The 13,227-nt window shown below is 69.8% G+C and carries 11 protein-coding genes and 1 riboswitch; of the genes, 2 read left to right on the top strand and 9 right to left on the bottom strand.

Features of this window, described 5'->3' with window-relative positions; all coding sequences use genetic code 11:
* From AB0K00_RS00005 to AB0K00_RS00020, 4 genes are all read right to left on the bottom strand, one after another.
* Nucleotides 1–536, bottom strand: a 536-nt coding sequence (locus AB0K00_RS00005; protein WP_363512709.1) for a TCP-1/cpn60 chaperonin family protein, incomplete at its 3' end; no start/stop codon positions are given.
* A 387-nt stretch (nucleotides 537–923) separates the two neighbouring features.
* Nucleotides 924–1,127 carry a cold-shock protein gene (locus AB0K00_RS00010; protein ID WP_203848689.1) on the bottom strand — a complete coding sequence of 68 codons (204 nt, stop codon included), beginning with the start codon at nucleotides 1,125–1,127 and terminating at the stop codon, nucleotides 924–926.
* Between the two features lie 304 nt (nucleotides 1,128–1,431).
* Nucleotides 1,432–3,105, bottom strand: a complete 1,674-nt coding sequence (paaN, locus tag AB0K00_RS00015; RefSeq protein ID WP_363512712.1) for a phenylacetic acid degradation protein PaaN — start codon at nucleotides 3,103–3,105, stop codon at nucleotides 1,432–1,434.
* 96 nt (nucleotides 3,106–3,201) lie between these two features.
* Nucleotides 3,202–4,458: an MFS transporter gene (locus AB0K00_RS00020; RefSeq protein ID WP_363512715.1), complete on the bottom strand. Its 1,257-nt coding sequence runs from the start codon at nucleotides 4,456–4,458 to the stop codon at nucleotides 3,202–3,204.
* 51 nt (nucleotides 4,459–4,509) lie between these two features.
* Between AB0K00_RS00020 and AB0K00_RS00025 the strand changes: the two genes are divergently transcribed.
* Nucleotides 4,510–5,016 (top strand): helix-turn-helix domain-containing protein, encoded by a 507-nt coding sequence (locus AB0K00_RS00025; protein ID WP_363512718.1) that lies wholly within the window; start codon nucleotides 4,510–4,512, stop codon nucleotides 5,014–5,016.
* Here the strand turns inward: AB0K00_RS00025 and AB0K00_RS00030 are convergent.
* Both AB0K00_RS00030 and thrC read right to left on the bottom strand, forming a co-directional pair.
* The gene (locus AB0K00_RS00030) at nucleotides 5,005–6,030 is read right to left on the bottom strand and encodes a GNAT family N-acetyltransferase (RefSeq protein WP_363512721.1); all 1,026 of its coding nucleotides are present in this window, start codon (nucleotides 6,028–6,030) and stop codon (nucleotides 5,005–5,007) included. The genes AB0K00_RS00025 and AB0K00_RS00030 overlap by 12 nt on opposite strands.
* Nucleotides 6,031–6,387: 357 nt before the next feature.
* The gene (gene thrC, locus AB0K00_RS00035) at nucleotides 6,388–7,656 is read right to left on the bottom strand and encodes a threonine synthase (protein WP_363512724.1); all 1,269 of its coding nucleotides are present in this window, start codon (nucleotides 7,654–7,656) and stop codon (nucleotides 6,388–6,390) included.
* A 10-nt stretch (nucleotides 7,657–7,666) separates the two neighbouring features.
* A riboswitch (SAM riboswitch) is annotated at nucleotides 7,667–7,805 on the bottom strand.
* A 107-nt stretch (nucleotides 7,806–7,912) separates the two neighbouring features.
* Between thrC and AB0K00_RS00040 the strand changes: the two genes are divergently transcribed.
* Nucleotides 7,913–8,833, top strand: a complete 921-nt coding sequence (locus AB0K00_RS00040) for a glucosyl-3-phosphoglycerate synthase (protein ID WP_363512727.1) — start codon at nucleotides 7,913–7,915, stop codon at nucleotides 8,831–8,833.
* Nucleotides 8,834–9,046: 213 nt separating this feature from the next.
* On the opposite strand, the gene AB0K00_RS00045 is transcribed toward AB0K00_RS00040, so the two are convergent.
* Genes AB0K00_RS00045 through AB0K00_RS00055 form a run of 3 tightly spaced genes read right to left on the bottom strand, consistent with a single transcriptional unit; the run spans nucleotide 9,047 to nucleotide 13,215 of the window.
* Entirely contained in the window at nucleotides 9,047–9,544 is a 498-nt protein-coding gene (locus tag AB0K00_RS00045; protein ID WP_363512730.1) for a hypothetical protein, read from the bottom strand.
* A 36-nt stretch (nucleotides 9,545–9,580) separates the two neighbouring features.
* Nucleotides 9,581–10,456: an ABC transporter permease gene (locus AB0K00_RS00050; RefSeq protein WP_363512733.1), complete on the bottom strand. Its 876-nt coding sequence runs from the start codon at nucleotides 10,454–10,456 to the stop codon at nucleotides 9,581–9,583.
* Nucleotides 10,453–13,215 carry an alpha/beta fold hydrolase gene (locus tag AB0K00_RS00055; RefSeq protein ID WP_363512736.1) on the bottom strand — a complete coding sequence of 921 codons (2,763 nt, stop codon included), beginning with the start codon at nucleotides 13,213–13,215 and terminating at the stop codon, nucleotides 10,453–10,455. The genes AB0K00_RS00050 and AB0K00_RS00055 overlap by 4 nt, the downstream gene beginning before the upstream one ends.
* Between the last annotated feature and the right edge of the window lie 12 nt (nucleotides 13,216–13,227).

The raw sequence follows: 13,227 nt of genomic DNA on the forward strand, positions 1-13,227 counted from the left end.
TTGCTCTCCTCGACAGTGATGACGCCTTCCTTGCCGACCTTGTCCATCGCCTCGGCGATGATCTCGCCGACCGTGGAGTCACCGGCGGAGATCGAGGCCGTGGAAGCGATCTGCTCCTTGGTCTCGACGTCCTTGGCAAGGTTGGCCAGCTCCGTCGCGACAGACGCGACGGCAGCCTCGATGCCACGCTTCAGCGCCATCGGGTTGGCACCCGCGGCGACGTTGCGCAGACCTTCACGAACCAGCGCCTGGGCGAGGACGGTCGCGGTCGTCGTGCCGTCACCGGCAACGTCGTCCGTCTTCTTCGCGACCTCCTTGACCAGCTCGGCGCCGATCTTCTCGTAGGGGTCCTCGAGCTCGATCTCCTTGGCGATGCTCACACCATCGTTGGTGATGGTGGGCGCGCCCCACTTCTTCTCGAGGACGACGTTGCGGCCCTTGGGGCCCAGCGTCACCTTGACGGCGTCGGCGAGGGTGTTCATGCCCCGCTCGAGGCCGCGGCGCGCTTCCTCGTCGAACGCGATAATCTTGGCCATTCGGCGTTGTCCTCCTGGACACTCCGGTTACGCCTCGCGACCCACGTGGGGCCGGCGGCTCACCGCCTGCTTTCGCACCTTCAAGGACCCGGTGGGATCCCCGGTGGTCGGGCCGGATGAGCCCGCGACGACCAGCCTCCCGACGCTCTCGCGCCCAGACGCTGCACCGCCCCGACCGTTGGCACTCACCTGACGCGAGTGCCAACTCCTGTTTAGCACTCTGCCCGGGTGAGTGCAAGCAAACCCGAGGTGACGACACGGGTGGTCGAAGCGCCCTAAAGGTCGACAAACCAGGCATGAATGGTACGAACAATGCCGGAATAGACGCAGGGCACCGTTCCTCATCAATGAGAACGGTGCCCCGGCGGGGTGAATCCAGACGATGTCTCAGGCGAGATGACGGACCTTCTCTGCCTGCGGGCCCTTCTGGCCCTGCGCGATCTCGAACTCGACGCGCTGTCCGTCTTCCAGCGATTTGTAGCCATCCATCTCAATCGCGGAGAAGTGGACGAAGACGTCCTGCCCTCCGTCGACCGCGATGAAGCCATAGCCCTTTTCGCTGTTGAACCACTTGACGGTGCCCTGTGCCACGGTGCACTTCCTCTACTTCGGTCCCTCTTCGTCACTCCGGCTGGCTGTGGGGACCAGCCTTGAGGTCCTCGGCCGGGCACGCCGGGCCTTGGGGTGGCACCGGCGCGAGGATCGACGACCGAAACGGACGGTACACGAGATAACCCGAGGCCCGACAGCCCTAAATCGGACAGCAAGGTCACGAATCATGCGTACGCAAAAGGTTTCCGATGAGACCTTTTCGAGACACCTTCTTGAACGGTTTCTTGCCGGCGCAAACATCGCCAGTCGACTAAGCCGCGACCCGGCGCCGACAAGGCCCCGACTAGGCGTGCCTGCGCGACTGCACCACGCGGAAGCGACTGGCCACGTATGCACCGTCAGTGAGCGCGGCATTGGCGGCAGGATTGGCGCCGCTGGCGTGGAAGTCCGAAAACGCGGCCGACTGGTTCACGAAGACACCACCGGTAAGGTTGACTGACAAATGGACGCCGGCCTGGAGGGCGGCCTCTTCCATCGCGTCCAGCACATCGGCAGCCGTCGAATAGACCGAGGCGGTGAGTGCGCCCTTCTTACCGACCGTGTCGGCGAAGATCCGCAAACTGCCGGCGGTCGAATCGGTGCCGACAACGAAGGAAATAGGACCGAACCACTCAGTGCCATAGGTTGCCGCGGCATCCGCGTCGAGTCGCACGATGAGTGGCGTGCGGACGGTCGCGTTCTGATATACCGGATGCGTAACGTCTGACGATTCCAGCAGCACCGTGCCGACCGTGCGGGCTTTCTCCAACCGGCGCAGGACGCCTTCATTGACGATGGCACCTGAAAGCTCCACGCCCTTGGCCGGATCGCGGGTCAGCGCGGCGACCGCCCCGGCGATCCCGGCGGCGACGTCTTCGAAAGAGCGATGGCCGTCCTCGGTGGCGATGCCGCCGGTGGGCACCAGCACGTTCTGTGGCGTCGTGCACATCTGGCCGGAGTACAGCAGCAGCGAGAAGCCGATGTTGCGGCACATCCCGGCAAAGTCGTCGGTCGAGTCGACGACGATCGTGTTGACCCCGGCCTTCTCGGTGTAGACGGCGGCCTGGCGGGCGTTGTCCTCCAGCCAGTCGCCGAACTCGGTCGAGCCGGTGAAGTCGATGATGCGCACCTCAGGGCGCAGCGCGAGGACCTTGGCGAGCCCCTCCCCCGGCGCCTCGGGCGCGAGGAGAACCAGGTTGGGGTCGAAGCCGGCGTCGGCGAGCACCTCGCGGGCGATCTTGACGGTGATCGCGAGCGGCAGGACGGCGCCCGGGTGCGGCTTGACCACGACGGGGTTGCCGGTGGCGAGGGAGGCGAACAGGCCGGGGAACGAGTTCCAGGTCGGGAACGTGTTGCAGCCGATCACCAGCGCGATGCCGCGGGGCACGATGTGGAAGGTCTTGCTCATCCGCAGCGGATCGCCCTTGCCGGCCGGCTTCTCCCAGGTGGCGGTCGCCGGGGTGCGGGCCATCTCGCGGTACGCGTAGGCGATCGCCTCGAGCGCGCGGTCGAAGGCGTGCGGCGCACCGGCCTGGAACGCCATGACGAACGCCTGGCCGGTCGTCACGTGCACGGCGTTGGCCAGCTCGAACGCGTTGGCGTGCAGCCGGGCGAGGATCTCCACGCAGACCCCGGCCCGGGTCTGCGGCCCGGCGTCGCGCCAGGCGGGCATCCCCGCCGCCGCGGCGATGAGCAGGCCGTCGACGTCGAGATGCGGGTAGCGCACGTCGAGCGGGATGCCGAACGGCGAGACCTCGGTCGCGACCCAGTCCGTGATCGCCGGCTGGTCCTTGAGCGGGAAGTCGTTGCCGAGATACGCGCGGAACGCGGCCTCACCGTCGGCCGCGGCGTGCTCGCCGTAGACGCGGGGGCTGGGCGACTCCGGGTACGCCGACCAGTACGCACGCTCGGCGATCGCGGTCAGCGCCCGCTCGAGGGTGGCGGTGTGGGTGGTGAACATGGGGTGTGAGTTCTCCATGCCAACCATCCTGCCATCTGGGAAGCGCCGATCTTGCGGTTGTGACCGGAAGCCGCGACTGGAACCACGCAACCGCTTCACAACCGCAAGATCGGCCTACTTCCGCACCACTTCCGTGCCCGCGGAGGGTGCGGACGTCAATTCGCGGAGCTTCCGCAAGGGTGACAGAACGAGTGGCACCACGGATAGCAGCTCTCCGGCGCAGGCCAACCAGATTGTCGGATGGACACCGATGGCCGCGCCGAGCAGGCCGCCGACGAGACCGCCGATCGGCATCGTGCCCCAGACGATGAACCGCATGGTGGCGTTCATCCGGCCGAGCAGGGCGTCCGGGGTGATCTGCTGCCGGAAGCTGACCTGGGTGACGTTGTAGACGACGACCCCCACGCCGAACAGGATCATGCCGAAAGCGGCCAGCCAGAGTCTCCAGTCCGCCTGCGCGAACGGCACGAGGAGCCCGCCGAGCGATGCGCCGAGCATCGAGATCCACATCGCCGGCCCCTGGCCGAACCAGCGCACGAACGGCCCGACGAGGAACGCGCCGGCGAGCGCGCCGAGGCCCGTGACGCTGAAGAAGACACCGATCAGCGACGGCGACAGTGCCAGGTCGCGGGCAAGGTAGATGATCAGCATCACGTTGAAGATCGAGCCGAAGAAGTTGCCGGTGCCCGTGCACATCGAGATGGCCCGCAGCAGCCGGTTGCCCAGGACGAACCGGAGGCCCTCCATGATCTCGCGGCCGAGGTGGGCGTCGGCCTTGCGGACCGGACGGTCCTCGATCTTGCGGATCCGCCACAGGGCCAGCGCCGAGACCAGGTAGCTGGCCGCGTCGGTGGCGATCGCCCAGGGCCCGCCGAGCAGCTTGACCAGGCCACCGGCGACCGTCGGGCCGCCGATCTGCGAGGTGGAGCGGACCATTTCGAGCCGCGCGTTGCCCTCGACCAGGTGCTCCTTGCCGACCAGGAACGGCAGGTAGCTCTGGTACGCCACGTCGAAGAAGACCGTGCACACCCCACAGAGCAGGCCCACCACGTACAGCTGCGGCATGCGCAGCTGGTCCATCCACCATGCCAGCGGCACCGAGGCGAGCAGGGCGGCCCGCAGGACATCGGCCACGATCATCGTCCCGCGCCGGCGGAGCCGGTCGACCAGCGCCCCGGCGGGCAGGCCCACCAGCAGGAACGCGGCGGTCTCGCAGGCGGCCAGGACCCCGACCTCCAGCGCCGTCGCGTCGAGGGTGAGCACCGCGACCAGCGGCAGCGCCAGCAGGGTCACCTGCGTGCCGACCTGGCTGATGGTGTCCGCCGTGAACAACAGCCGGAAGTCGTGATCGCGGAGCAGTCCGAGTCTCACCAGCACACTGTCAATGACCGATTGGGAAAAGTCAATCGATAGAATCGGACGATGCGGCGACCAGCTACCGACGCGGAGGCCAAGGCACTCGCCTCCGGCGTCCGCCTGCGCATCATCCGGCTCTGCCTGGACCGGGCGCTCACCAACAAGGAGATCGCCGAGCGGCTCGACGCCAACCCGGCCACCGTGCTGCATCACGTCCGGACGCTGGTCGCGACCGGTTTCCTGGTGCCGCAGGAGGAGCGCCGCGGGCCGCGCGGCACCCGCGAGGTGCCCTACCTGTCGACGACCAAGTCGTGGGACCTCAGCCTCGGCGACCAGGTCTCGGCCACCAACCGGGCGATGCTCGACGCGTTCGAGCACGAGCTCGCGCTCCTGGAGGACACCACCGACACGGTCAACTTCGCCCGCCTCGGCCTGCGGCTCACCCCGCAGGAGTGGCAGGAGCTGCAGGACCGCTTCCAGGTGCTGCTGGACGAGTACGCCGGCCGCGAGCGCACCCACGGCCGGCCCTATTCGATCTTCCTCGCCATGTACGAGGACCGATCACGCGACTGACGCCTGCCAGTTCGCCCAGCGATCCACCGCGCGGAACCCCATCGCCTCGTTGATCGCGATCATGTGTGCGTTGACCTCGGCGTTGAAGGTGTCGATCATCTGTACCGCCGGCTCCTGCGCACGCAAGGTCCGCAGGTTGACCGCCTTGGTGATCATGCCGAGGCGGTGGCCGCGGTGCTCGGGGTGCACCAGGGTGACCAACTGCCAGGCGTGCCAGTCGATGGTCTTCGCGACCCGCATCGCGGTCCACGCGACCAGTTGCCCGGTCGCCTCGTGGATGACGCCGGTCTCGTACCGGCGGGCACCGTACTGGGCGCGGACCTCCGAGGCGCGGCGCAGGCGGTCGGCGTCGATCTTCTCCGGCTCGTAGTCCAGCTCACCGTTCGGGGCCTCGTCGAGGAAGGAGCTGTCCAGCAGCGCCAGGTCCTCGATCAGGTCCTCCGGCGGCAGGTTGCCCCATTGGACGGTTGTGTAGCCGGCCGCCTTCGGCCAGCTCTCGGCGAGCAGCCGGTCCAGCTCGGCGTCGTCGGCGGTGGACAGGTCGAACCGGCGGCGGACGTCGAGGAGCTTGTTCTCGTGGCCGATGGCGGCGGCGAACGGCGCCGCGGAGCCGACCGGCGCACCGTCACGATCGGTGATCACGCTGAAGCCCATCACCGAGGTGCGGCCACGGGCCAGCCCGAAGTCGACCGCGTGCCGATACAGCGCTCGCCCGACGCCCTGGCGGCGGTGCTGCTTGAGCACCAGCAGCTCCAGGATCGCCTTGTCGAGGTTGTCGTGGACCGGCAGGTCCACCTGCAGGAGCCCGACCGGCTCCTCGCCGCGATACGCAAGGAACGTGTGCCGGTCGGCACCCGGCATCGGCAGCCGGATCCGCACGTCGTGCTCATAGCGGCAGACCGGCGGGAGGTCCGGCAGATCGGCGGCGATCGCTTCGTTACCGATGGTGTAGGCCGCGTCGACCGCCGTCGGGTCATCGACGTCCAGCTCGACGATGCGCAGATCCTGGCTCATGCCGCCAGGGTGGCCCACCGCACGCCGGGCGACAACAGATATAACCTGGCCGGAAATTGGTCGAGAGGACGCTCGCCAACACCTCCGGTGTTGTGGTCGCGGGCCTGGACCAGGGTCCGGGCCTCGCGGCGACACGTCCTCCCGCATCGAGCATCCTGGCGCGCGGTCCCGAGGTCGTCAAGTCCCTCGGAGGGTGGCTTCGAGACGCTCGGCTTGACCGCGATCACCGTGCGTCGCGGTCGACTCCGTCGATCGGCTGAGTCGCTCCTCGTCCAAGCGTGGAAGCGCTCTCTCAAACGCAGCCGGACCGACACCGAGCGTCACCGCTTTTCGCCGGTTGCACAAAAAAATCAGCCATCAGCTCAAAAGGCCGGCCTCGCGCACGGACTTCAGCGACGGCTTCACCCGGTGCGTCGGACCGACCGAGCCGGCCACCGCGTCGAGGGTCTTGAGCCCGTCACCGGTGTTGAAGACGACCGTCTCCTTCGTCGGGTCGAGCTTGCCGGTCTCGACCAGCTTCTTCAGCACCGCGGCGGTGACCCCGCCGGCGGTCTCGGCGAACACGCCGGTGGTCCGGGCGAGCAGCTCGATGCCGGCGCGGATCTCGTCGTCGTCGACGTACTCCATCCAGCCGCCGGTGCGCCGCACCGACTCCAACGCGTAGACCCCCGCGGCCGGGTCGCCGATGTTGAGCGACTTCGCGATGCCGGTCGGCTTGACCGGGACGATCTCGTCGGTGCCGTTGTGCAGCGCGACCGCGATCGGGTTGCAGCCCGCGGACTGCGCGCCGAACACCGCCCACTCCGTCGCCGGGACGAGGCCGATCTCGACCAGTTCGCTGAACGCCTTGTCGATCTTCGTGAGCAGCTCGCCGCTGGCCATCGGGATGACGACCTGCGCCGGGATCCGCCAGCCGAGCTGCTCGGCGACCTCATACCCCAGGGTCTTGGAGCCCTCGGCGTAGAACGGCCGGACATTGACGTTGACGAACGCGGTGTCCTCGAACTCGTCGGTCTCCGTCAGCTCCGAGCACAGCCGGTTGACGTCGTCATAGGACCCCTCGATCGCGACGACGTCGCCGCCATAGACGGCGCTCATCACGACCTTGCCGGGCTCCAGGTCGGCCGGGATGAACACGGTCGAGGGCACCCCGGCCCGCGCGGCGTGCGCAGCGACCGAGTTGGCCAGGTTGCCGGTGGAGGCGCACGAATAGCGGGTGAACCCGAGCGCCTTCGCGGCGGTCAACGCCACCGAGACGACCCGGTCCTTGAACGAGTGGGTCGGGTTGGCCGAGTCGTCCTTCACCCACAGCTGCCCGGTGATGCCGAGCTCCTTGGCCAGCAGGTCGGCCTTGACCAGCGGGGTCAGCCCCGGGTCGAGGGTGACGCGGCTGGCGGGGTCGGTGCCGACCGGCAGCAGCGGCGCATAGCGCCAGATGTTCTGCGGGCCCGCCTCGATCTGCTCCCGGGTGACCCGGCTGAGCGCCGCGGCGTCATAGCCCACCTCGAGGGGGCCGAAACACTCGTAACAGGCGTGCTGGGCAGCGAGCGGGAACTGGGCGCCGCAGCCACGGCAGACCAGGTGGCGGGCGGGCGAGTCGGTGAAGACGCTGAGCGTCGAGGTCATGGAGGCCTTCCTCTCATCTTCCCCAGGTGCATGGCCTTGCGCACCGGGACGGATTTGGCACCTACCGCGACCGGCCTCAACGTCGAGACGCGTCGCAGGGGTTGCCGGGGCTTCATCGGGCCGTATCCCTCTGCCCCTCTGGATGAGGTATTCAGTTGTGTCGTGCGCGTATGTCCTGCGTGTTTCAGTGTAAGGGCCGACACGGGCCGTGCCGTATGAGTCATCTCACGAGATGGACCTGACTACGGTTTCACTCATGCATCCCGACGCGGCGGACTGGTTCGCCAAGCGCACCTCGACCTGGCGTGACTGGCCCCTCGCCGACCTGCACCGGCGCAAGGGCGACACCCGCGTCAGCGTGGTGCTGCCGGCGCTGGACGAGGAGCCGACCGTCGCGGAGATCGTCACCGGCGTGCGCTCCCTCATGCCCCTCGTCGACGAGGTGATCGTGGTCGACTCCGGCTCCGTCGACCGCACCGCCGAGGTCGCCCGCCGGGCCGGCGCCGCGGTCCACCACCGCGACGACATCCTCCCCGCGACCGGCTCCCGCCCCGGCAAGGGTGAGGTGCTGTGGAAGGCCCTGGCCGTCGCCACCGGCGACATCCTCGTCTACGTCGACGCCGACCTCACCGACTTCCGCCCGCACTTCGTCACCGGCCTGCTCGGCCCGCTGCTGGAGGACCCGGCGACCCTGATGGTGAAGGCCTTCTACGACCGCCCCCTGCTCGACGTCTCCGCCGCCGGCGGCGGCCGGGTCACCGAGCTCGCCGCCCGCCCCCTGCTCAACGCCTACTTCCCCGAACTGGCCGGCGTCGTGCAACCCCTCGCGGGCGAATACGCCGCCCGCCGCTCACTGCTGGAGTCGCTGCCGTTCGCGGCCGGCTACGGCGTCGAGACGGGCCTGCTCATCGACACCTACCGCGCCGCGGGCCTCGACGCCGTCGCCCAGGTCGACCTCGGTCAGCGCACCCACGGCCACCAGGACACCGCCGCCCTCGGCCGCATGGCCGCCACGATCCTGCACACCATCCACTTGCGCGTCTTCCCCGACCGCGCCTCGTGGCCGACCCTCACCCAGTTCGAACGGCATGACGTCACGGTCACCCCCACCGACCACGACATCGCCCTTCCCGACCGCCCCCCGATGACGTCGGTCCCCGGCTACCGCTCCGCGTAGCCACCGCCGCTCGGCCCGCCGTTTGCCTGCTCCGGTCCGCCGTGGGCGCGGCCCGCCGCTCCCGTCAGCCACCGGTCGGGCCTTGGCGGCCCTCCCTGCCAGGTCCGTGTGCGGTCACCCCGCCGCGACCTACGGCCGCGAAGAGCCGCGGCCGCGGACGGCCGCGACGCGACCTGCGGCCGCGATCACCCGTCGGCGGCGCCCCGCCCGGCATCAGGCGATGAGGTCGCGCTCTTCCAGCTCGACCGGCTCGGGGGTGAACTGCCAGAGCGTCGACGTGGTGATGCCCGCGCCCAGGAGGGCGGCGGCGACCGCGGCCCACTCCGCCAGCAGCAGCCACGCCGGCGTGTCGATCACGGCGGTCGGGGCCTCACCGGTGAACGACGCGACCACGACCACCACCGCGACCAGCGCGAGCAGCACGAACGTCAGCACCACGGTCAGCCGCAGCGCCCAGTGCCCGAGCCTCCTGCCGGTGGCGAACAGCAGGGCGCAGACCAGGACCAGGGACGCGACCGCCGCGGACGCGAACGCGCCGATCAGGGTGAAGATCTGCGCCGTGAGGGCCTCGGCCGGGCCGTTCATCGCGTTGGACGAGGGCCGGTAGCTGGTCCAGCCGGCGATGTTGGCCTGGTCGTAGTAAAGGGTGCCGGACAGCACGGCGAGGCCGAGCACGAGCAGCCACGCGCCACGCAGCGCCGAAGTTCGCATGGACCGGCACCCTACCGGTCAGTACGTGAAACGGCTTCAGCTGACGACGTCTTTTCGCAGGAATCGCCACCACGCGAGGGAGAAGAAGATCGTCGCGTACGCAAGGGAGGCGATGCAGCCCTTGACGATGTCGTCGGTCTGCAGCGGCGTGGACAGCAGGCCGAGCCACGCGTCGCCGTAGTGGGTGGGCAGGAAGTTGCGGATCGTCCCGAGGGCGGTGATCTGGTCGAGGATGTTGGACAGGATCTGCAGCAGGACCGCGCCGCCCACCGCACCGAGCGGGGCATCCGTCGACACCGACAGCAGGAACGCGAGCGACGCGACGACCAGCAGCGAGACGCACAGGTACCCGACGATCTCCAGCAACCGCACCACGCTCGTGCCGGCCGCGATCTCGCCGCCGATCGGGGCGTTGAGCGGGGCCCAGCCGTAGCGCAGGGTCCCCGCGAGCATGGCGGTGCCGACCAGGACCAGCATCGCGACGAGGCAGTAGAGCAGCGCCACGGTCACCTTGATGCCGAGCAGCCGGGCCCGCGGGACGGGCATCGCCAGCAGGTACCGCAGGCTGCCCCACGACGCCTCGCTGGCCACCGTGTCGCCGCAGAAGAGGGCGATGACGACCACCAGCAGGAAGCCCGAGGAGACCAGCAGGGTGAACAGGGTGAAGTTGGCGCCGCCGGCCGTGGCGAGGTCGGCCAGGCGGGCGAACTCGCCACCGTTGCCGCCCTCGTCGTCGCCGCCGTTGTCGAGCTGGAACGCGACGAGAATGATCAGCGGCAGCAGGACCATGAAGCCCAGCGCCATCTGGGTGCGCCGGCGGGCCGCCTGACGGCGGATCTCCGTCCACAGCGAGAGGGTCGCCCCGGGCTTGTACCCCGGCGCACCGCCGACGACATCTACGGACGTTGTCATGACCGCTCCCCACTGGCCTTGGTGTCGCCGCCGACGAGCGACAGGAACGCGTCTTCGAGCCGCCGCCGCGGGGTCACCCGGTCGATCCCGATGCCGGCCCGCACGAGCGCGGCGACGACCTCCGACCTGGGCACGCCGTCGATGTCGACGACCAGCCCGCTGCCGCCGGACCAGGCGACCGAGCGGATCCCGTCGAGCTCCTCGAGGACCTTCTCGGCGGCGTCCACGTCGGACACGTCGAGCTGGACGGTCGGGGAGTCGCCGACGATGTCGTCGACCTTGCCGGCCGCGACGACCTCACCCCGGTGCATGACGACCACGTCGGTGCAGGTCTGCTCGACCTCCGCGAGCAGGTGGCTGGAGACCAGGACGGCCCGGCCCCCGGTCGCGTAGCGGCGCAGCACCTTGCGCATCTCGGCGATCTGCGGCGGGTCCAGCCCGTCGGTGGGTTCGTCGAGGACGAGCAGCTCCGGCAGGCCGAGCATGGCCTGCGCGATGGCGAGGCGCTGGCGCATGCCGTGGCTGTAGGTCTTCACCCGCCGGTTGACGGCCGTGCCGAGGCCCGCGATCTCGAACGCCTCGTCGAAATGCGCGTCGTCGTGGGGCCGGCCGGTCGCCGCCCAGTACAGGTGGAGATTCTGCAGACCGGTCAGGTGTGGCAGGAAGCCCGGCCCCTCGACCAGGGCGCCGACCCTGGACAGCACCGGCGCACCCGGCAGGAGCTGGTGACCGAAGACGAGGATCTCGCCCTGGGTCGGCCGGGTCAGCCCCATCAGGACCCGCAGCGACGTCGTCTTGCCGGCGCCGTTGGGTCCGAGGAGGCCGACCACCTGTCCACGCTGGACGGTGAAGTCGACCTTCGCGACGGCGACGAAGTCCCCGTAGGTCTTGCGCAGCCCCCGGACCACGAGGGGCGTGTCGGTGAGGTCCGGGTCGACCCGGCGCTCGATGCGCCTGGCCCGGCCGCGGGCGATCAGCAGCGTGACGGTGAGCCCGACCGCGAGGAGCGCGACGAGCCCGGCGAGGACGTACCGCCAGATGATGTTCGGGTTGGCGAGCGGCGTCCCGGCGACGTTCGGCAGCGTCACCGCCCCGTCGACGGCGACCTGGTAGACGACCGGGTCCGGCGGCGACCAGTAGGCGGTGTCGGCGGCCGCGACGGTGATCCGCACCCGGCTGCCCGCCTCGAAGCGGTGCACGATGGCGGGCAGCGTCACGGTGACCGGCTGCGCGTCGGCGATGCTCTTGGGCAGCCCGGTCAGCCGGACCGGGGCGATCAGCCCGTCGGGGATCGACGCGGCGCCCTTCGCGGGCACGTCGTACAGCTTGACGAAGAGCACCGCCTCACCGGTCGGCGACGCGGCCCGGATGCGCACCGTCGGCGCGCCGGCCACGTCCATCGTCGCCGGCAGTGCGGCGGAGGTGTAGTCGGCGTGCTGGCCGGGGATCTCGGCGGAGACGCCGTTGCCGAGCAGGCTCGCGATGTTGGCGATCGGCAGCGAGGAGATCGCGGCCGGGTTGCCGTTGGGCGGGTTGGCGATGTCCTCCGGCCCGCCGGTGAGCGACACGCTCGCGGTGGAGGTGCCGGCGATGCCCGGGTACGCGTCCAGCTTCGACGCGGCCGTGACCAGCCCCCGGCCCTGGGCGTTGAGGCCCGAGACCCGCGAGTAGGTGAAGCTGTCCTCCGGCGCCTTGCCGTTGCCCTTGACGTAGTGATCGAGCCACTGCGCGGTCAGGAACCGCAGCCGGTCGACCTCGGACTGGGGGCCCGTGCCGCCGTCGTGGCCGCCGGTGAACCAGGCGACCCGCACCGGGGTGCCGGCGGCGGCGATGCCACGGGCGTTGGCGTCGCCCTCGCTGAGCGGGAACAGCGTGTCGACCTGGCCCTGGATCACCAGCGTCGGCGCCTTGATCCGGCTCAGGACCGGTGCCGGGCTCGACCGCCGCAGCAGCGCGATCGCGTCCTCGTCGGCCTTGCCGGTCGTCGCGATGTCCAGGTACGCCTCGCAGATGTCCCTGGCGAAGCGCCCGCACTGCGCGTCGCCGCTGGCAGTGCGCTGCGGCGTGGTACCACCGCCGCCGCCGCTCAACACGTCACTGACGGGGTCGGCACTGCCGGAGCCGAAGAACAGGCCGGCCCACTGCTTCTTGAACACGCCGGCGGAGGGGCCCTGGCCGGTCGACTCGGGCAGGAAGACCCGGGACAGGTCGTTCCACGTGATCATGGGGACGATCGCGTCGACCCGGGGGTCCTGCGCGGCCAGCAGGAGCGCCAGCGCGCCGCCGTAGGAGCCGCCGACCGCGGCGACCCGCGGGTCACCGCCGGCGTCGGTCTGGATGTCGGGGCGGGCGGCCAGCCAGTCCAGCAGCCGGGAAGCGTCCTTGACCTCCCAGTCCGGGCTGTCGACGTGGATCTCCCCGGTCGAGCGGCCGAAGCCCTGCGCGGTCCAGGTGAGCACCGCGTAGCCGAGGTCGGCGAAGTCCTGGGCGTCGGACTTCACGCTCTGCTTGGTGCCGCCGAAGCCGTGCGCGAGCAGGATCGCCGGTTTCTTGCCGCTCTTCTTGGGCAGGTACAGCGTCGTGTCGAGGGTCACCTCGGTCGCGTCGTCGGGGCCGGTGCGCACCGTGATGCGCTGTTCCTCGGTGCGGAACGTGGCGGGCGAGGGAATGACCGCCCAGCCGACCAGTCCGACCAGCAGCAGCGTGATCACCGAGCCGGCGATGACCCTGCGCCGGTTGAGACGCGGTAAGAGACGCATCGGCCAAACGTA

The organism is Dactylosporangium sp. NPDC049525 (assembly GCF_040676755.1).
Classification (GTDB): Bacteria; Actinomycetota; Actinomycetes; order Mycobacteriales; family Micromonosporaceae; genus Dactylosporangium.

What these genes read in the sequence shown, in the direction of transcription:
- thrC (WP_363512724.1), bottom strand. Translation starts at nt 7,656, where the DNA reads ATGACCTCGACGCTCAGCGTCTTCACCGACTCGCCCGCCCGCCACCTG.
- AB0K00_RS00050 (WP_363512733.1), bottom strand. Translation starts at nt 10,456, where the DNA reads ATGACAACGTCCGTAGATGTCGTCGGCGGTGCGCCGGGGTACAAGCCC.
- paaN (WP_363512712.1), bottom strand. Translation starts at nt 3,105, where the DNA reads ATGGAGAACTCACACCCCATGTTCACCACCCACACCGCCACCCTCGAG.
- AB0K00_RS00030 (WP_363512721.1), bottom strand. Translation starts at nt 6,030, where the DNA reads ATGAGCCAGGATCTGCGCATCGTCGAGCTGGACGTCGATGACCCGACG.
- AB0K00_RS00025 (WP_363512718.1), top strand. Translation starts at nt 4,510, where the DNA reads ATGCGGCGACCAGCTACCGACGCGGAGGCCAAGGCACTCGCCTCCGGC.
- AB0K00_RS00055 (WP_363512736.1), bottom strand. Translation starts at nt 13,215, where the DNA reads ATGCGTCTCTTACCGCGTCTCAACCGGCGCAGGGTCATCGCCGGCTCG.
- AB0K00_RS00045 (WP_363512730.1), bottom strand. Translation starts at nt 9,544, where the DNA reads ATGCGAACTTCGGCGCTGCGTGGCGCGTGGCTGCTCGTGCTCGGCCTC.
- AB0K00_RS00040 (WP_363512727.1), top strand. Translation starts at nt 7,913, where the DNA reads ATGCATCCCGACGCGGCGGACTGGTTCGCCAAGCGCACCTCGACCTGG.